General features: G+C 58.1%; 13 protein-coding genes. 4 read left to right on the top strand and 9 right to left on the bottom strand.

Features of this window, described 5'->3' with window-relative positions:
- Nucleotides 1-245: 245 nt before the first annotated feature.
- The 6 genes from AB4Y89_RS23850 to AB4Y89_RS23825 all read right to left on the bottom strand — a co-directional run bounded on the left by AB4Y89_RS23850 (nucleotide 246) and on the right by AB4Y89_RS23825 (nucleotide 9,852).
- Complete coding sequence (locus tag AB4Y89_RS23850) at nucleotides 246-932, bottom strand: ankyrin repeat domain-containing protein (RefSeq protein WP_442303449.1); 687 nt, start codon at nucleotides 930-932, stop codon at nucleotides 246-248.
- A 56-nt stretch (nucleotides 933-988) separates the two neighbouring features.
- Complete coding sequence (locus tag AB4Y89_RS23845) at nucleotides 989-2,422, bottom strand: sensor histidine kinase (RefSeq protein ID WP_442303448.1); 1,434 nt, start codon at nucleotides 2,420-2,422, stop codon at nucleotides 989-991.
- Nucleotides 2,423-2,461: 39 nt separating this feature from the next.
- Complete coding sequence (locus AB4Y89_RS23840) at nucleotides 2,462-3,157, bottom strand: response regulator transcription factor (RefSeq protein ID WP_442303447.1); 696 nt, start codon at nucleotides 3,155-3,157, stop codon at nucleotides 2,462-2,464.
- 387 nt (nucleotides 3,158-3,544) lie between these two features.
- Complete coding sequence (locus AB4Y89_RS23835; RefSeq protein ID WP_442303446.1) at nucleotides 3,545-4,888, bottom strand: acetamidase/formamidase family protein; 1,344 nt, start codon at nucleotides 4,886-4,888, stop codon at nucleotides 3,545-3,547.
- Nucleotides 4,889-5,040: 152 nt separating this feature from the next.
- Nucleotides 5,041-6,375, bottom strand: a complete 1,335-nt coding sequence (locus AB4Y89_RS23830; protein ID WP_442303445.1) for an acetamidase/formamidase family protein — start codon at nucleotides 6,373-6,375, stop codon at nucleotides 5,041-5,043.
- Between the two features lie 75 nt (nucleotides 6,376-6,450).
- Nucleotides 6,451-9,852, bottom strand: coding sequence for a carboxypeptidase regulatory-like domain-containing protein (locus AB4Y89_RS23825; protein WP_442303444.1), 3,402 nt, complete (start codon nucleotides 9,850-9,852; stop codon nucleotides 6,451-6,453).
- A gap of 333 nt (nucleotides 9,853-10,185) precedes the next feature.
- Here AB4Y89_RS23825 and AB4Y89_RS23820 point away from each other — a divergent pair, with 333 nt between their 5' ends.
- The gene (locus AB4Y89_RS23820; RefSeq protein ID WP_442303443.1) at nucleotides 10,186-11,208 is read left to right on the top strand and encodes a metallophosphoesterase family protein; all 1,023 of its coding nucleotides are present in this window, start codon (nucleotides 10,186-10,188) and stop codon (nucleotides 11,206-11,208) included.
- 220 nt (nucleotides 11,209-11,428) lie between these two features.
- Here the strand turns inward: AB4Y89_RS23820 and AB4Y89_RS23815 are convergent, their stop codons facing one another.
- Nucleotides 11,429-14,422: a carboxypeptidase regulatory-like domain-containing protein gene (locus tag AB4Y89_RS23815; protein ID WP_442303442.1), complete on the bottom strand. Its 2,994-nt coding sequence runs from the start codon at nucleotides 14,420-14,422 to the stop codon at nucleotides 11,429-11,431.
- 33 nt (nucleotides 14,423-14,455) lie between these two features.
- The gene (locus AB4Y89_RS23810; protein ID WP_442303441.1) at nucleotides 14,456-14,959 is read right to left on the bottom strand and encodes a hypothetical protein; all 504 of its coding nucleotides are present in this window, start codon (nucleotides 14,957-14,959) and stop codon (nucleotides 14,456-14,458) included.
- Between the two features lie 216 nt (nucleotides 14,960-15,175).
- Between AB4Y89_RS23810 and AB4Y89_RS23805 the strand changes: the two genes are divergently transcribed.
- Together AB4Y89_RS23805 and AB4Y89_RS23800 are read left to right on the top strand one after the other, a co-directional pair.
- Complete coding sequence (locus tag AB4Y89_RS23805; protein WP_442303440.1) at nucleotides 15,176-15,850, top strand: response regulator transcription factor; 675 nt, start codon at nucleotides 15,176-15,178, stop codon at nucleotides 15,848-15,850.
- The gene (locus tag AB4Y89_RS23800; protein WP_442303439.1) at nucleotides 15,847-17,280 is read left to right on the top strand and encodes an ATP-binding protein; all 1,434 of its coding nucleotides are present in this window, start codon (nucleotides 15,847-15,849) and stop codon (nucleotides 17,278-17,280) included. Before AB4Y89_RS23805 ends, AB4Y89_RS23800 begins: the two co-directional genes overlap by 4 nt.
- A 431-nt stretch (nucleotides 17,281-17,711) precedes the next feature.
- Here AB4Y89_RS23800 and AB4Y89_RS23795 read toward each other — a convergent pair whose 3' ends face one another.
- Nucleotides 17,712-18,509: a tetratricopeptide repeat protein gene (locus tag AB4Y89_RS23795; protein ID WP_442303438.1), complete on the bottom strand. Its 798-nt coding sequence runs from the start codon at nucleotides 18,507-18,509 to the stop codon at nucleotides 17,712-17,714.
- A 147-nt stretch (nucleotides 18,510-18,656) separates the two neighbouring features.
- Between AB4Y89_RS23795 and AB4Y89_RS23790 the strand changes: the two genes are divergently transcribed.
- Nucleotides 18,657-19,859, top strand: coding sequence for a transposase (locus AB4Y89_RS23790; protein ID WP_442303437.1), 1,203 nt, complete (start codon nucleotides 18,657-18,659; stop codon nucleotides 19,857-19,859).
- Nucleotides 19,860-19,934: the final 75 nt, after the last annotated feature.

Below are 19,934 nucleotides of genomic sequence, written 5' to 3'. Positions count from 1 at the left end.
GATGATCCGCACTCAGAACTTCATCCACTCGAGGCGGCACCAGGTACCCTTGCTCCGGCGAATAGGGCAAATACCGTGACATACTCTCTTCTCGTATAAATAACCCCGAAAAGCAAGTACTCACACAGACTCTGAAGGCCCGATCTATAATTCTGACTCTCAATGTGAAGCGATTTTGTCGAAAGGCCCCATGTCCCGCGTGGATGGGTACCCGGCACATAAGCTCATTGTCAGTCTCGACGCCCCTACGGCTTCCCCACAAGATTCACCCGCATCGACTTTCGTTCAGGACGAATCCTGAAATTGCCATAGCAAAGCAAACGCAGGATCGAATCAGGGCGAAGATGCCAACTTCCCCAACTCAGCGGAGAATCTCCACGATCATCCTTCGCATCAATCTTCGCACCATGCTGCAAAAGCAAATCGATCGTTGCTTCACCTCCAAACGCGGCAGCACGATGAAGCGGTGTCTCCCCTCTGGTTCGTGCATCCCGCATGAACCCGCCGGTTTCGGCGCCACTCTTGGTGGCCACGTTCGGATTCGCTCCAGACGAAAGCAATACCTCAAGCACCCGGTCGTGTGAAACCCGATCGGTCGTGCAAAGAGCGCTATGAAGGGGCGTCTCTCCAGTTTCACTATCAGCAGCATTGACGTCCGCTCCCTGCTCGATCAGGAACCTGCACAATCTCCAATGGCCATGAAAGCAAACTCCATTCAGATTGAAGTTAGTTCCAAGCGAAGCCAGGGGGACGCCCTTCGAAAGAAGGAATCTGATAGCGCTGACATCACCGTAGTACGCACACCAGTTCAGAAGGGAGACACCACCCTCATCCTGCCGGCCTGGAGCAACGCCTGCGTCGATCAGCTCAAACGCCAGGTCCGTGCGCCCATCGGCAAACTCTCGCAGAAGTACTTCGATATCCTTGGCCATGATCTCCTCCGCGCTCATCATAGCCCTTAGACAATGAGGCCGAAGGATTCCGTCCGTTAATCCCCCAGCGCCGAAGCTTCCTTCAGATACTCAAAGCTCCGCTGCTTCGCCGCCGGGTCGCGGCTCTCGAGCACAGGCAGCATCAATGTCACGCACAGGCCTGGTCTCTCCGTCAGGTTCCGCGCCGAGATCGTGCCCGCATGCAGCGCCATTGCACGGCTGGCGATCGCAAGCCCAATGCCATAACCATCCTGCGTGTTGTGGCGCAGATTGCCCACTCGATAGAACGGCTTGAAGACGGTCTCCAACTGGTCCTCTGGAATTCCCGGTCCGCTGTCGGTCACGCACAGTACAGCGACGGCTCCTCCCGCGCTCTCCTGCTGTGTCAGTTCAATCTGCACCATCTTTCCCGGCGGCGAGTAGCGAATCGCATTCCGCACAACGTTCTCCAGCGCCTGGCGCAGCAGCACCGTATCGCCTTTTACCATCGAGTCCTGCGCAACCAGGAGCTCAACTCCACGGCCCATCCCCTCAGCCTCATAGCTGACATCCGGCAACAGCTCCTCCACCATCCGGCTGAGAGAAAATACCTCTCGCGGCGACAGGTTGTCCAAATTCTCGACATAGGCAAGCGAGAGGATCTGCCCGATCAAGGTATTCAGACGCGACGACTCCAGCTCAATCCGGTTGAGATGCTCGCCGATGCTCTCCTTCCTTCCCTCACGCGCAAGCCCCAGCGCAAGGTTCAACCGTGCAAGCGGAGACCGCAGCTCATGCGAGATATCGCGAAGCAGCATTCGTTGCGCGACCACAAGCGATTGAATGCGGTCGGCCATGCTGTTGAAGTCCACCATCAGACCATCGAGGTCGTCCGTCAGATGAAAGACGCTGATCAACTTGCTGGTGATGCGTCCCTGGCTGACGCGTGTATCCAGAGCACCTTCTGCGATCCGCGTGCTCGCCTGCCGCAACCGCCGGATCGGCAGTACTACAAGAACCGCAAGAAACAACGTCACCACGCCGGAGATGCAGATCGTCGTGTAGCCGGGCAGCAGGCCGTAAAGCTGCAGTGCCGTTTTATAGCGATTCTCGAAGAGAAGCACATACGGCACACCGTTGTCAGAGCGCACCGGCATCGCTATCACCTGGTAGATAGCATTGTTGGCCGTCATTCGCCTGCCGCTCTTTACCGTCTCGGCAACAAGCTGACGGGCGTCTTCAACATCGCGGTTGCCGCAGACGATCGCTCCATCGGCGGTCGCCAGCGACATTCTGTCATCGGATTTATTCAGGGCACTTGCCCGCTCCGCACATGCGTTCTTCTCATGCAGCGCAATCATCTCGCGGCCGTTCATCTCCAGGGACGCATTCAAGGCATCGACGAGCTCGGGATTGTGGATGTGCCGATGCGGCTCGAAGTCAGAGATGATGATGACCACACCAGCGGCCACCCAGTACGCGAGAAAGATTTTGATAATGAGACTTCTCATCTTCGGGCCCTCACAATCGGCGAAGGAGCGTTGGCTGGCTCAGTGGCTCGCGGCCTCTGAGACCAGCACGTATCCGGAGCTCCGCACTGTCTTGATCGTGTACGGCAAAGCGTGCAGGCTCTCAAGCTTCTTCCTCAGACGTGAGATATGCATATCTACGCTGCGGTCGAAGGGATGAAAAGGCCGGTCCAGAACACGGTTCGTCAGATCCTCCCGGCTTAGCACTGCTCCGGGAGCGTCAAAGAGCGCCTTCAACAAAGCAAACTCAACATCGGTGAGAGCAAGCTGGCTCTCTCGAAACGAGACCACTCGCTTATACAGGTTGAGCGAAAGTCCTTCGCTGCCCTGGATAGGAATCGTCACCGCGGCCAGTCTCTCCTGACGGCGCACCATGGCGCGGATACGCGCCACCAGCTCACGCGTACTGAAAGGCTTGGGAACAAAGTCGTCCGCGCCACACTCCAGGCCTGCAACACGGTCGGCCTCTTCCTTCAGCGTGGTGAGAAGCAACACGCCTACCGTCGAAAACTCGCGCAGGGCAGAGAGTACTTTGTATCCGTTCATATCCGGCAGCATGATATCCAGCAGCACGACATCATGATTGCCGCGGCGAATCGCATCCAGTCCATCACGACCGGTATGCGCCATGCACAGGTCAAAGCCATGCATTGCGAGATAATCCCGGAGCATGGAACACAGCTCCACATCGTCATCAATAATCAACACCGGTCTCATAAGCAGACGCTCCTGAAAACGGATGAACCGATTTAGAGCATTTTTCCTGTTGCGGGGCATCCCGGAAGAGGAGTGCAGCGGCGTTTTCATTGCGGAAAACGCCCATAGATGCAGAAACCCCACACTACACCTACAGGAAAAATGCTCGAGTTGCGGACGCAGCCCACCGTGCGGTTCGTAAGAACCATTGTGGACGGATACTCAAGAGCCGAACGACAGCATGCAGAGAAAGCTTCAACGATCCCGCAGCTCGAAACAGGCGAATCCGGCTCATCAGCCCTGGGCGTTTGGTACACGTATCTCCCGGAGTTTTTCAGAGAATTTTTTCTATTCCGGGACGAGATTGTGGTTAATGTATCCCGAAAAAGACGAATCCGCACCTGTTTTCTACTTCATCGTGGAAAGAATGCTCTTCGGCACTTTCGCCGCAACGTTGTACTTCGCATCCACCAGCTCCGTGATGTCGTACTTCAGCGTAGACGCAAACAGGATCGCTACCTCGCTGTCGTTCAGGCCGTACTGCTTCTTGATCCACGTAGCAAGCTGCGATGTAGCCACCTGGATCGATTCTGGAACAGATCCCGTCACGCCGAACGCAATCAGATAGTCCTTCGTCTCCGCACGCACCTGCCCGGTTGAGTCGCCTCTGATCACTTCCACTGAGAAGTCCACATCCATCGATGTCTCCAATGCACTCCCCGTCAGTTCTCCATCACCCATCGCGGCGTGGCCATCGCCCATACCCAGCAACGCGCCCGCATGAAAGACCGGGAGATAGACCGTCGTGCCCTCCACGTTGTCGTTGTAATCCAAATTGCCGCCGAACGGCCCCAGATCGCCGCCGCGGTACTGCTCGTCTCCCGGAGGAGCCACTGAGATGCAGCCAAGCATCGGCTTCAACGGCACACTGTAGTTCTTCATGTGCTCGGAAGGATGCGCCGGAACCGCGATTCCTTTCTCCGGCAACAACGTCCACTCTCCGCTGAAATCAGCATCATACTTCGCGCCCACCAGATAGGCCGCCGTCACCGCATGCGCGTTGATCCTGGTTCCCTGGCGTGCTGTCGCACGATTGGTGCGCACCTTCAGCAGATGCAGCGCCAGCGTATCGCCGGGCAAAGCACCCTCTACATAAAAGGGACCGATGTTCGAGTCGCCACCGCGATGACGAATACCCTTCGCATCCACACCACCGGCATCCGCGGTCCACGTGTGGACGACATCGCCCACAAAGATATGCAGCGCCGGCGTCACCGATGCCGAGTAGGTCGCATACAGTTCCTTCGGTTCGAATTTGATCGAGCGCGGTGTCGCAGGCGGTGTCGCCGCGCGGTCCATCGTCCAGCTCACCGTGGCCTCGGCTGCTCCTCTGCCGCCACCACCTCCACCAAAGCCGCCACCGGCGCCGAAGCGATTCCGCATCGCCATGGTTCCGCTACCTGCAAAGCTCGCTCCAGTCAGGGTCGCGCTCAGCTTGCCTGCGGGCTTGCCGTCTTCGTCCGTCAACGACAACTCAAGCTTGTCACCGGCCAGCGTTCCCTCCACCTTCGACGTGCCCCAGCTTCCGATCACCTTGTCTCCCTGCACCTGCAGCGAGACATGCGCATACTGCGGCTCACCCGGCGTCGCCACCTTTGCAACCCACTCGCCGGAAACATCCGCGGCCAGGGCCAGACGCGCGCACATCATGACACCGGCTACAGCTGCAATCCTCATCCACTGCTTCACCATCACGAACTCCTCTTTCCTTTTGTTGCAGCTGGAGCAATTCTCCTAAAGGTATAGAGCGGAATCTTGGCTGTTTGCGCCGTTTTCCTTCGAAGAAAACGGCATTCGCAGATTTATCCAGAGCTACAGTATTAGGAGAATTGCTCTAATGGGAATTACTTATTCAGCAGGGCGACCGCGCTCTTCGGCACCTTCGCCACAACATCGAAGTGCGGATCCACAAGCTCGGTGATGTCGTACTTCAGCACATCGCCGAAGAACAACGCGATCTCGCTGTCTGTAAGCTTGTAGTCCTTCTTCATCCAATCCGCCAGTTGCGTGGTGGCCAGCTGAATCGACTCCGGCACGGACCCCGACACGCCGAACGAGACCAGATAGTCCTTTGTCTCCGCCCGCACCTGCGGCGTCTGATAGCCCTTGATCACATCTACCGTGAAGGTCACATCCACCGAGGTCTCAAGCCCTGTGCCGACCACCTCGCCATCGCCCATCGCTCCATGCGCATCGCCAAAGCCAAGCAGCGCGCCTGGATGGAAGACAGGCATGTACATCGTCACGCCCTCGGTGTTGTCGTTGTAGTCGAGGTTGCCGCCGAAGACGCCGAGATCAGTGCCGCGATACGCCTCCTCTGCCGGAGGCGCTACCGAAATGCAGCCCAGCATCGGCTTAAGCGGGATCGTCAGATGCGGCAGACCTGGCGTCGCCGGCAATGTCGCCATACCCTTCTCCGGTTCCTGCTTCCAATTGCCATTGAAGCTCGGATCATACTTCGCCGCTACCGCGTATGCCTGCGTCACCGCATGTTGATTGAAGCGGCTGCCCTGGCGGCCGATCGGCTTATTGACGCGGATCTTGCTAAACTTCACCACCAGCGTATCGCCCGGCAACGCTCCCTCGACATAGAACGGGCCAACATTCGCATCGCCGCCGGTTCCATGCCGCGTTGCATTCGCATCGCGCCCGGCCGTATCCATCGTGCGCGTGTTTACCGTGTCACCAGGAAAGATATGCAGTGCCGGCGGCTCTGCCGCGGAATAGATCGAATAGAAGACCTTGGGCTCGTAGTCGTATGTCTTCGCCGCAGCAGGAGCCTTCACTGGACGCGTGAGCAACCACGTTACATCCATTGGCGGCTGCGCCGGTCCTCCCGGACGTCGCGCCAGCGTCACACTGCCGTCGCCGGTCAACCTCTCTCCGTTGACAGCGCCTTTCAGGCTGCCGGCGGTCTTTCCGCCCGCATCCAGAAAAGTAAGCTCGACCTTACCGCCGTTCAGCGCTCCCTGCACGGCGAAGCTTCCCCATGTTCCGCTCAGCTTCGTTCCCTCGGCCGCCAGCGTTACATGCGCATACTGGGCCGTGTACTGCGAGTCAAACGGGCCGCTGATCTTGCCTACCCACTCCCCCGCGACATCAAGCGCGCTGCAATAACGAGAGAGAACCAGGACAGCCAGAACTACCAGGAATCGTACGTTGCGATAGCACTTCATCATCACACTCCGAAAAAATTGTGCGGCCGCCACAGCCCCTGCAGCGGCCGCACCCTGAAAAGGCTAGTTCAGGAATTGCTAAAACAGGATCTTCAAAGCAAGCTGCACGTTGAACGGCTCTCCCGCTCCGATACCGGGAGCGCTGGAACCGCCGGCAGTCGCCGTGACCTGTCCTGTTGTTTGCGTATTCGAGGTCAGGGAGTTGGCCGCGAATGTCGGATTGGAGTAGTTGTACCGGTTGAAAACATTGAACATCTCGCCGCGGAACTGCGCCCGTATGCCCTCGCGCAGAGGAACGTTCTTGAAGATCGAGAGATCCACCGAAGCATATCCCGGACCATAGAACTGTCCTACCCGGGTCGTTCCTACCGTCAACGCCGCAGGCGAGACAATTGCCAGCGGATTGAACCACTGGATGTAAGGCACGCCTTTGCTGAGCGCATAATCGATCGACTTGCTGGTGCCGCCGCTGACACATGTCGACCCCGAATCGCAGTACAGCGGGTTGCCGCTCAGGCTGGCACGGTCAGCGCCCTCGCCCAGCCCCAGGCCGGAGTTGTTGGCGGAGCTGCTCGCCGTAATCGGCTTACCGCCGCGGAGCCACAATAGGCTGCTCGCCTGCCAGTCATGCGTCAGCCACTTCGGTCCCCGCTTCAACCCCGGAACGTCATAGGTGAAGAATCCCTTGAACTGATTACGGACGTCATTCGCCAGATTGCCGTAATCGAGATTGGGATTCGTGTTGTCCGTCGGCAGCGCTGTATTGCTGCCAAGGTTATGCGACCACGTATACGAGTACTCCGAGATCAACCCATGCCAGTTGCGTGTCTTGATCAGCGCCTGCAGGCTGTTGAAGTTCTCGCCTCCGGCGCTGGTTACCTGACGGATCTGTCCGAAGTTCGGGAATTTGCTGATGTACGGCCGCTTCTGCTGGATCGGAAGAAATCCGTTCACGATCGGCGTTGTGCCCAGACCCGCGCCCAACTGCGTCTGGTTGAGATCGTAGGCATTCAGCAGATGCTTACCCTGCGTGCCTACATACCCCACCTGCGCAACCATATTCTTACCGATCGCCTTCTCCACGTTGAGCGAATAGTTCGCTGTGTTCGCGGTCGTAAAGTTCGGATCGACCGCCGCGATGCTGGCCACCGGGCACGTCGCCGCAGTCGAACCGGTACATGCACCCGGAAGTTTCGGACTCGTCGGGAAGATCGATCCCTGCGAAGACGCAATCAGCTCGCCAAGATTCGGGTTTGTCAGCGACTGGTTGTACAGCGGCTTCGTTCCCGCGGGATTGCCGAGCAGGCCATTGCTCGAAAGCCAGGTGTTCGTCGACGGTGTGTCGTAGTACAGCCCGAAGCTGCCGCGCAGCAGCGTGTCCGTCAAACCCGGTACCTGCCAGGAGAAGCCCACGCGCGGAGCCAGTTGCAGCGACGATGCTTTGTACGGCTCCGAGACATCCTGCCCCACCACTGCCAGCCCGCCCGTCGGCGCAAGTGCGCTCGCCGCAACGTCGGGACGGAAGACGGTCAAGTCCTTCTGGTCATCACCGATCGGCGAAAGATAATCCCAGCGCAGACCGAAGGTCAGATTCAGGCGGCTGGTGACCTGGTAGCCGTCCTGCACATACAGATTGAAGTTGTTGACGCCGGCAATGCGGTCCAACACACCATTGACCAGCGTGGATGTATTCGATTGGAGCTGCAGATAATCCGCCAGTGCACGCAGGCCGCTGTCCACCGCCGTAGAGACGCCGTTGTACGTAAAGGTGGAAGGATATGCCGTGCCGACGTTCGCGCCATTCGCTGCCGCAAATCCACGGTTGCCGCTGAAGCTGAAGTTGCCGCGCGTTCCGCCGTTGCCGCCGGCGCCATTGCCTACCTCGTAGATCTGCGTGCGACGATATTCTCCACCGGTACGGATCTGGTGTTTGCCGAAGGACATCGACACGATATCCGACAAATGTCCGCTGAAATCATGACGCGACGAGAACGGACTCTGCCCCGTCGAATCGAACCCGGAAATGCTCAGCGTAGGCGCACCCTGCACATTTCCGGGCCCAAGACCAACGATGAAGCCGGCCTTCGATGCATCCACATTTGGATTAGCATCGCTGAACGGCTGGTTGAAGTAGTCCACGCCGGCAACGATCTGGTTGGTAATCTTTGCGTTGACCTGGGAGTTGAGAATCACCGCAATGTTATGGACGTGCATACCAGCTACCTGGTAGTACCAGGGATTCTGGCTGCCCTTCGGCGCTGTCTGGCTGCCCTGTCCCCAGTACCAGCGTGCCGAAAGCTTATTCTTCGCATTGATGCTCTGGTCGAGCTTGAGCATCAGGTTGTTACTGTAACCATGCTGTGCCGCGTTGGTGGGCAGATAGTTGTTCGGGCTCGCCGGTCCGGTCAGCATCGACGGTTGCCACAGCGTATTGATCAGCCCCAAAGCAATCGGGCTGGGCTTGATATTTTTCGTCGCCAGCAGCGCCGTCGCCTTCGCCACATAGGCCGTCGAGGGCTCGGTAAAAGTATTGGTCGACTGCGACAGAATGTAGCCCTGCCGCTCATAGGTCAGGAAGTAGAAGGTCTTGTCCTTGAAGATCGGCCCGCCGAGAGATCCGCCGAATTCATGAAAGCGAACCTTCGACTTACCGTACGGCGCCAGGCCGGAGCTCGCCCGCGATATGTTGGTTGCCCGCAGAAACGGATTCATCGCTGCGAAGAACTCATTGCGGTCGTAGTAGTACAGGCTTCCATGAAGCTGATTGGTGCCCGACTTGATCACCAGGTTCACCGATGCTCCGGCGAACTTGCCGGATTCCGCGCCGCCCTGCGTCTGTGCTGAGAACTCTTCGATGGCATCAATCGGAATAAGGGTTCCGGGAACCCCACCGACACCGCCCTGGTTCGCAGCCGATCCGTTGTTCGCCGGGTCGTTGTTGTCGACGCCCTCGATCATGTAGTTGATGCCCGCACGCCCGTTCACGCTACTGGTGCCCGTGGCTCCCGGCAGCAGATTCACCATCGCCGTAAAGCTGCGGCCATTCAAAGGAATGTTCTGCACTTCCTCTTTTGGGATGGTGTAGGTCTGCACCTGCGTGGTGGTATCGAGCGTCAGCGCGGCGGCGTCTACCTCTACCACCGTTGTGTTCTGCGCAACCGTCATCTTCGCCGGCAGGTCGAAGATCGATCCGGCAGAGACGCGCACCTTATCGACCTTCATGCTGGCGAATCCGGGAAAGGCAATGGTCACGGTGTAGTCACCGAGCGGAAGGTCTTGGATGGAATAGGTGCCGGCGCTGGAGGAAACCGTGCCATAGGTCTGCGCGGTGGCTTCATTCTTTACCGTAATGGTGGCGCCCGGAATCACAGCTCCGGACGTGTCCGTGACAATGCCGGAGATGCCTCCGCGAAATGTACTTTGAGCAACACCGACACTGACGAGAAGAGACACGAAGACTACAAGGAGAAGACGACGCATAGCAAATGCCTCACAAAGTTGAAATCAGTTGTGTACGTCTGGAACCCGGCACGAAGAGACACGTCCGCCGTATCCCCGGATAGGGATCTACCGGGAAGCGGGCTGAGCCACTTCCATCACTGCTCTATTGGTTTTGAGTGAATGCAGTGTGTCACGAAGACAGCGTGTTACCACCCTGCAGTTTTGTAATGAATTGTCACAGCTTCGTTACACAAAGCCGTCCGCTCGCTTGCCCGCCCCGTGAAAGTTCAGTGACAGATCGCGCTGACTAAGGCTTCCCTAAGATCAATCGCTTAGAAATGCACCATTCCATACTGGAAAGGCAGATTCTCCATGCGACATGCGATCCCTGTGCTTTCGTGCAGCCTGATCTTCTCCCTTGCTCTCCATGCACAGGAAGAAGAAGGCAAGCGGAAGTTTCCTCCGCCCGAAAGCCTCTCAACCGACTCCCTCATCAGCCAGCCCGGCCCAAGCTTCACCGTCTCCGACAGCGATGTCAGCCGATCGCCGAGGATCATCGTCTACGGCGACCAGCGATTTACCGACCCCACCAACACCAAGGTCACCAGCCCACAGGCTCGCCGCCTGCTGGTCGGCAAGATCGCCGAAGAACATCCCGATGCTGTGCTGATGAACGGAGACGTTCCCTACAGCGGAGACGTCGTCAACGACTACCAGGTCTTCCGTGATGAAACGAAGATCTGGCGCGACGAAAATCTGCACATCTATCCCTCACTCGGGAACCACGAGTTTCATGGCGATCCGCAGGAGGCCCTCGACCACTGGTGGACCGCCTTCCCGTATCTGCGTAATCGCCGCTGGTACTCCACACAGCTCGGCAAGTCGATCTACACCATCGCCCTGGACAGCGACACCTCACTCCAGGCAGACAGCAACCAGCGGAAATGGCTGAGCAACCAGCTCACGAATCTGCCCGCTTCCGTGCGCTTTGTCTTCATCAGCCTGCATCATCCGCCGGTCGCTGACTTCCAGACACACATCAACGTCAGCCACAATCCGCGCCCGAATGAGATTGAGCTGCGCGACTACCTTGAGAGCGTTGCTCCCACGATGAAGGCAAAGATCGTTCTCAGCGCCGGCCACATCCACAACTACGAACGCTTTTCCCGCAGCGGCGTTACCTATCTCGTCTCCGGTGGCGGAGCAGCCTCTCCTGTCCGCGTCGAACGCAAACCGGAAGATCTGTATCAGAACGACGAGTTCCCCAACTATCACTTCGTTGAGTTCACACTCAAGGGAGACACACTTACCGGCAAGATGTACCGTCTCGCCGATCCGGCAGCCGAGAAGGTTACCTGGGAAGTGAAAGACACCTTCGAGATCAAGGCAAAGTAATCGCAACCAAAAGGGGCTTCCGGTCGGAAGCCCCTTCTTCTTTAAAACTTATACCGCCAAGAGTCAGCCACACTTCCGAGGACCGTCCGCTGCGCAAATGCAATCGTAGTAAGCCCCACGAGGAACAGAAGCGGAATCACACAATGCAAAGCAATTCCCTCATCGATAAAAAAGATATGGCCCCGCCTCGTGAACGGGACCACATCACCACCCAACATTTTTAGAACTCCATCTTGAGGCTGAACTGCAGCTCGCGTGGCGTTCCCCTTCCGGTTGGATTGCTGTTGTACGAACTGGTGATCACACCAAAGTTCGTCGGAGTCGACGTACCCGATCCCGTAGGCTGCGACCATGTCGTCGCCGGCTTACCATACTGAGCCACGTTGAAGATATTGAACGCCTCCGCCTTGAAGTCCAGGCCGACGCGCTCGCTAATCGGGAAGCGCTTACGCAATGCAGGATCGATCTGCCAGTGCGACGGCCCACGCGCTGCATTACGTCCGAGGTTGCCCCACGTGCCGTTTGCAGGCGTAGAGAACGCATTCGGATTGAGCCACAGTGCCGGCGTACGAGGGCTCGCATACATCGAGACTCCCGGTACACGGTTCGGACGTTGCCCCTTGTTCAACTGATCCGGCAACGCAGTCGCGCTGCGGCTGACCGTGATATTCAACGGCTGGCCGCTGCGCGCAGAAGCAATACCGCTCATCTGCCAACCGCCGATGAAGTAATCTCCCAGCCGCGAGACACTGTTGAGATACGCCCGGCCACGGCCGAAGGGCAACTGCCATACGGCGCTCGCCGCAAAGTAGTGCCGCAGGTCCTGGTCACCAGAAGCCCGCTCACACACACGGCAGGCAACATTCTGCGGAGCAGCCGACTCGCCGCCGCCGATGCCGCCATTATCAATCTGATGCGAGTACTGATAGTTCGCCGATACGATCAGGCCGTGCGTGATGTTGCGCTGCAGGCTCGTCTGCAATGCGTTCGTGCTCGCATGTGCATCCGTAGCGCGGTAGTCGATGGTGGAGAAGTTCGCGTACGGCCGCGTTCCCGTCGCCGGATTGATGCCGTTCAGCGTCGTATCCGAGAAGGTATGCGCCGCACTGGTTCCGAAGTAAGCAACCTGGAAGATCGTCTGCTTCGCAATCTCCTGCTGGATCGACAGCGTCCATTCATTCACAGCAGTATCTCTGCGTTTGGTGGACGACGCCGACGGACTGGCGCTTCCCGTTGCCACACCCAGCCCCGGAGCAATGGGATAGCTAAGACCAGGCACCTGCTTCTGATTCAACGTGTACTTGGTAGCCAGGTTTGAGATCGGCGCACTCAACCCGCCGAACTGACCGAAGCCGTAGTAGGTGCCGAAGCCGGCACGCACCACAAACTTGCCGCGCAGCGCTGCCGGAGACCATGTGCCGCTGACACGCGGCGAAAAGTTAGCAAGGTTCGGGTCATACCACGCCGCTCCCGCCGGGCAGATCACCGCGGCGCAGTGCAGTGGATCGACAAGCTGTCCACGGCCCAGCACCTCGTGATTCACACCGAAGTACTCATAGCGAAGTCCGAGATTCAGGTTGATCGTCGGGCTCAGCTTGAACTGATCCATCACATACCCGAAGTACGAGGTCATACGCTGCCCGGTCACAGGCACCTGACCGTTATACGTATCGGAGTCGATCTTGTTCTGCAGGAACGTCGTGTAGTCAACGTAGGCAATCGTCTCGTCCGGACTGTTCGGCGATGCCTTGTTCTCCTGCACGCGGCGCACCGTAATACCGGCCTTCAACGTATGCCTTCCATAAAGAAAGGTCGCATCGTCCAGCGCCGTAAACGAGTTGTCGTTACGGATCGATCCCGCAGGATTGCCGATGCTCGTAAATGTGCTGATCGACAGCGCGAACGGGAACGGTGTCGTCTGTCCCTGTAGGAACTCGGCACGATTGAATCCATAACGGAAGTCGTTATAGAAGCGCGGCGTGAAGGTGTTCTGCAAACCGATGGTTGCATTCGGCGTGTTCAGGTTATTGAACCCCGTCGATGGAGCAAGTCCATTCGGCGCACTCTGCGTGTAGTGATCGGTGTTGACACGGACAAACGCATTCATCTGCTCATTAACGTGATAGTCCAGGCGCAGAATGCCCGCATCCTCATGCGTCACCTGGCGTCCGCTGCCGAACCATGTATCGCTGACAGCGCTGATGCTCTTCTGCCCCAGAGGAAACGCATTGATCAGCGCAGCCAGCCCCGGCTGTTGTGTAGCCACCTGGGCACGATAGCTGCGGCTCGGCACCGTGCCTGTCAGCGTCTGATCGATAACCTGGCGCAGAGCATCGTAGTTCGCAAAGAAGAAGAGCTTCTTGCGAAGAATGGGCCCACCCAGGTTCGCCCCAAAGTTATTCAAACGAAGCGGAGGCAGCACGCCATTCGCTCCCCACGGAGCAGCATCGAAGACATCGTTACGCAGATACTCCCACAACGCCCCATGAAACTTGTCGCCGCCGGTCTTGGAGACCACCTCAACCTGCCCACCTGCCGTTCCGCCCTGATCGGCGCTGTAGACAACGCCGTTGGCACGAAACTCCGCAATCGCCTCAGTGGATACCTGCAGATGAAGATCCACCTTCTGATACTGGTGATTGATGCCGGAGTTATCGACGCCATCCAGATGCCAGGTGTTGTCTTCGTCCGACAGACCGGCGAAGCGCATATCCTGCTGCGTTCCCGTACCTCCATCAATCACGCCCGGCGCCAGCGAGACCAGACCGATATAGTTCCGGCCATTCAGCGGTACATCCGTCGCCTGCTTACCATGCACCACACCGCCAATCTCCGCAGAAGACTTCGAGAGCCCCGAATCAGGGCTCACCTCGATCTGCGTCGATTCACCGGCAACCGCCAGCTTCATATCGAGCGTGCGCGTCTGGCCTACATCGAGTGTCAGATCATCTACCTGGTACTTCGCGAATCCACCTGCCTCAACCTCCACCGTATATATTCCGGTGGAGAGTGAGGTCACGGTGTACAGACCGGCCTTGTTCGTCACTGCCTCACGCCGCGTCTCAGTATTGGCAGACRTGAGGACAATCTTTGCACCGGCGATTCGCGCACCCGAAGCGTCCGTAATCGCACCGGTCAACGTCGCCCGGTCGGTCTGCGCCGAGAGGCGCGGTACCGGCAACAACAGGAGCAACAACGTCAGCATTCTCTTCATCGCGTTTCATCCTTCCGCGGGCCAACGCCCGCTTTACTGGTAGAGAGCTTTCTTGCTGGGAATCTGGCGCTGCATATCATCGCGAACAGCAAGGCCAATCTTGATCGCCTCTTCTTCACTCGCCGCCTTGGTGTACGGAACCTCCATCACCAAAAAGCCGCCGCTCAGGTCGCGTCCCTTGGCATCGGTGATCGGAATCAGAAGATCGAAGGTCTTGTCCTTGTCCAGGCGCACAGCAATCGGTTGCTGCTTTGCAAGCTTCTCCATGTCAGCAGCCGACGACTTCTTGCCGATCTTCGACGCAGTGATATTGGCGATGATGACGTTGTCGGTCTCTCCCGGCGGCGTGGCATGCAGGCCGAGCTTTATTAGGTCGGCATCGTGCGCCGCCTTCACCTTCATCACCAGCGACTGCGCAAATGGCGCATGCACATGCATGTAGGTGCTGGGATCCTGCGACTGGGCAAAAACAGACACGGACGAGACTCCCGCGCCCAAAGCGATAGCGATGACGGCCTTACGAACAAACGTTTGCATTCTGCTCTCCTGAATAGGGATGAAAAAGGGACAGTCCTGTCGGCTGGCAGACAGAGCGCGTCGTTCCGCTCTATGCAAAACTCTTCTTCTGTTCGCCGATGAGCCTGATTCAAGCGGCTTCTTCTTAGATCAGCCTTAGAAACCCCGCTCTGTTACAGGGAATTCACACATCCACGCCCCCTAAACACAGGCGGAGGGTGTAATCAAGAAACAGCGATGAATGTTCTGGTAGTTGAAGACAATCGGCGTCTGAGCGGTGTGCTTCGGCAAAGCCTGGTGGAAGACGGCCATCAGGTTACCGTTGCGGAACGCGGGGATGAAGGCCGCGACCTGTTGCTTTGCGCGCCCTTTCATGTCGCCGTGCTCGACGTCATGCTTCCGGGCCTGGATGGCTTCTCTGTACTCAAGGAAGCGCGGTCCTCCAAGTGTGTCGTCCCCATCCTGATGCTGACGGCAAAAGATTCCATGCCCGACATCGTGCATGGCCTCAACCTCGGTGCCGACGACTACCTCACCAAGCCCTTCCAGATCCCGGTCTTCCTTGCCCGTGTCCGCGCCATGGGTAGACGCCGACCCGAGCTGCAATCCAACGTCATCTCCGTCGGCAATCTTCATCTCGACAGCGACAGCCACACCGTTCGCCGCGATGACAACGAGATCACGCTCACGCGCAAGGAGTACGCTCTGCTCGAACTGCTCATGCGGCGCGCCAACAAGGTCGTCACCCGCAATCAGCTTCGCGAAGCTGGCTGGTCGTTCGATGCCGATGTCAGCGACGGCAACGTCGACTTCTACATCCACAGCCTGCGCTCGAAGATCGACATCAAGGGAGAGGAGAGCATGATCCGTACGGCTCGCTCGCTCGGCTACATGCTGGCCTCGTCGCGATGAAGCTCACGCTGAGGTCGTTGCGCCTCAAGCTGGCGGTCCTCTACACCGTCTTCGCGCTGATCTCCATGGTCTGCCTCGGCTGCTTCTCGTACGTCTACATGAACTATGCCCTCGAAACATCAAGGCAAGCCACCATGCAGGCGCGGGAAGAACGCTTCGTTCGTTTTATCGAGACCTGGCCGGAGAAGGATAAGACCCTCTCGCTGACCGAAAAGCTCGACCGTCTAAGCATCGCCATCGCCGCAACCGACATCATCCAGGTCTACGAGCTCGACGGCACCCCCATCTATTCCTCACCCGGCTCGTCCGCGCTTAAAGTGCCGTGGCCCAATCGACCCTGCATCGAACGATGCTCCAGCCTGGTTCGACAGTACGGCCATTCCATACGCACGCTCAACCACGTTGTCACCATGGATGGCCGCAAGCTGCGGCTCTCCCTCTCCGGCAAGATCGATGAACATGCTGAGATGATGGAGAACGTTCGCAACTCCTATCTGCTCTTCTGCCCGCTGCTGCTGATTGCCTCAGCCGTCGGCGGCTTCGTTCTCAGCGATCGCGCCCTTCGGCCCGTTCGCCGGATGACCGCCGAAGCCCGCAGCATCGGCATTCATGATCTGCAACGCAGGCTTCCCGTACCCAACACCTCCGATGAGCTGCAGGTACTCGCCGAAACCTGGAACGAGCTGCTCGAACGCCTCCATATCGCCGTCAGCCGGCTGACGCAGTTCACCGAAGATATCTCGCACGACCTGGGCACGACCATCACCGTCATGCTCACCACGGCTTCGCTCGCGCTGCATCGCAAACGCACGGCGGAAGAGTACCGCGCCGCGCTTCGCACCATCACCACCGAGTGCGAAGCCACATCCCGCCTGCTGCAGGACCTGCTCGCCGTTACCCGCGCCGACATGGTGCAGCAGCACATCGATATGCAGCTCGTCCCGCTGTCCGAGCTCGTCTGCGAGGTCACGGATAATCTTCGCGCCAAGGCCGACCTCAAACATCAGACACTGCAGACCACCATCGCTCCCGACGCCTGGACCTTGGGCGATCCGTCGCTGCTGCGGCGCATGGTCGGCATCCTGCTCGATAACGCCATCAAATACACGCCGGAGCACGGAGCCATCACGGTCTCACTCGTCTCAGACCCGCAGCACCTCTACCTCAAGGTTCAGGACAACGGCATCGGCATCGCCCCCGAAGCTCTGCCACGCATCTTCGACCGCTTCTACCGCGTCGATCCCTCCAGAACTCAAGAGGAAGGCAGCAGCGGCCTCGGCCTCGCCATCGCACAATGGGTCGCCGGAGTCCACGGCGCCACCATCACCGCCGCCTCAACCCCTGGCAATGGAAGCGAGTTCTCCGTCACCATGCCACACCCGGCAGAGCTCTCCTCAGCAGAACCCATCTCATCGGCAGCAGAACTATAAGCTTGTCATCCTGAGCGGAGCGAAGGACCTGCTTTTCTGCTTTTCGAATACATGCCCTCAGCGGCTAAAGCCGCTTGCCTTTGCATGCTGATTCGGCACGGCTGAGGCCGTGCCCTTAAGGAGACCATCCTGTGAAACTGATAAGAATTACAACACCGACAAAGGCAGTGAGCTTCGCTGCATACGGAGCCGGCCATTGCGCGTAGCGCAATCGTTTTGCACCGCAGGTGCAAATGCCTTGCTTAAGGGCACGGCTTCAGCCGTGCCGTATGAAAGCCACAAAGCAAGCGGCTTTAGCCGCTGAGGGCTATGTCTCTTTGCGGCTGTCTCTCGCCTATCGGGTCAACGGAATCGACCGCACACAGACCAATTTTCCAACCCAAGCTGTATATCACTTGGAGTGCAGATATGTATCGGCCCGTTTTGCATTCTCACTGAAACGCCGCAGCCATCATTCCCTTCGCCTCCGACTTCCTTCCCGCCATCTCCAGCACATGCGCATACTCCTTCACGGCAAAGACATAATGCGGATCGTTCCGCGGCAGCTTCACATGCAGAATCGAGATTGCAGTCTGCAGCTCCTGAAGCGCGGGTTCGGGGCGCCCTGCGATCGCCAGGTCCTGCCCCAGCATCAAATGCGCCCATCCAACATTCGGATGAGCAGGTCCCTCCACCACAATCCAAAGCCGAAGTGCATCGCGGAGGCATGGCAACGCCGCCTCCGGCGCTCCGGCGAGTTGCATCTCGGCGCCCTCCAGAGTTAGCAGCATCGCGCGATCGTCATCACCCAAGGCAGCCTGTTGGGCAGCCACCCGTGCCATATCGAGATATCGCGACGCCTCCTCCTTTTTCTTCTGCGTGAACAGAATCGTCGCAATCGCGACCGAGGCGCGAAAGATGTTGATCTCATCCTTCGCCTGCTGGAAGCCCTTCAACGCAATCAGCTTCTGCTGATAAGACTTCTTCATCTCTCCCGCAGCCATGTAGACATCGGCAAGATCATTCGCCAGCATCACCGCCTCTGCCTGCTGCCCACATCGCTCATAAGCCTGCTCCGCCTGCTGATAAAGACGGATCGCTCCAGGCCGATCTCCCGATCGTTCCAATGCCTTGCCGGAGTCTTTGAGCTCCGCACCACGACACGGTTGCTGGGCAGGGAGCGATGACACAACAACTCCACCCATACAGACAAAGATCATCAAATAGATTGAACTCAAGCGAATGGACACGTTGCCTCCTTTGCGTTGCTGCATCGCATCAGATAACCGTCCAGGAAGAACTATGAATCTATTTTTATCTTTAATACGAAATAATTCGTACTTCGAGTCTGTGTGAGTACTACTTGATTTTCGGAGTTATTTATACGAGAAGAGAGTATGTCACGTTATCTTCCCTATTCTCCAGAGCAGGGTTATCTTGTTCCGCCTCGCGTGGACGAAGTTCTGAGCGCGGATCATCTGTGTTTTTTCGTTCACAAGAGCGTCGAGAAGCTGGATCTGAGCCGGTTCGATCAGTCGTACGGGCAGATGGGCGGTCGTCTTTATGATCCATCGTTGATGCTGAAGGTGTGGCTGTATGCCTATCTTCTGGGTGTGACGTCGTCTCGCCGTCTGGAGCAGCGTATCCGGGAAGACCTTGCGTTCCGCTTCCTTGCGGGAGCTGCGACGCCTGACTACTGGGCGTTGAACGCGTTCCGCAGCCGTCACGGACGGGCGATCAACGACTGCTTCACCCAGGTGGTGGAGATGGCCCGATCGTTGAAGTTGGCTCAGTTGGGCACCGTAGCGATCGACGCGACCCGGATCAAGGCATCGGCATCGCCGGATAAAGTCATCGCCGTGGAGCGGCAGCAGAGGGCCAAGACCCGCCGGAACGTACGCCGCTGGCAACAGAGCTGCGACAGGGATGACCCGAACGAAGGAGGGGGCGGTCGCGTAGGAACTGCGATCGACGCCATCGAGGACGCTGCTGCGACACTCAAGCCGCTTCCCCGGCGGGCGAAGAGGCCCTCTGAGAAGCGCTCGATCACCGACCCGGATGCGCGCTTTTTGCGCAGCCGCGGCAACCGCTTCCTGCTGGGCTACTCCGGTGAGATCGCGGTCTCGGAAGACCACCTCATCGTGGCCCAGAGGGTGACCCAGTCAGGCAACGAGAACGACAGCCTGGAACCGATGGTGAAGCTTGTCAAAGAGGCCTGCGGAGAGCTTCCAGGGCGCGTGCTGGCCGACTCCGGCTACTACTCCAACCAGAACGTAGAACGAATGGAAGCGCTCAACGTCGACGCCTATGTCCCGGACTCCAACCTTGCACGGGAGCTCAACACCCGCAAGCCGGCAACCGATCTTGCCGGCCATGATCCSCGTCTGAAACGCATGCGSCACAAGCTACGAGATCCGGACGGAAGAGCGATGTACAGCAAACGCAGGGGAATCGTMGAACCGGTCTTCGGCATCATGAAAGAACAACGAAACTTCCGCTCCTTCCGRCTACGCTCCMTCSCCAAGGCTCAGRCMGAGTTCGCYCTCGCCGCCACCGCCTACAACCTCAARCGCATCTACATCCTGACGAAGCCCCGCTAAAACAACTCCTTCCGATACAACAAAGAAAATGTCCCGCAGAAAACCCGATAAAACAACTCCTTCCAGACGCAGACG

Origin of the sequence: Terriglobus sp. 2YAB30_2 (assembly GCF_052114765.1) — a bacterium.
GTDB lineage: Bacteria > Acidobacteriota > Terriglobia > Terriglobales > Acidobacteriaceae > Terriglobus.
Note: the sequence above shows the minus strand (reverse complement) of the source record. Positions and strands in the feature narration are given on the sequence as shown.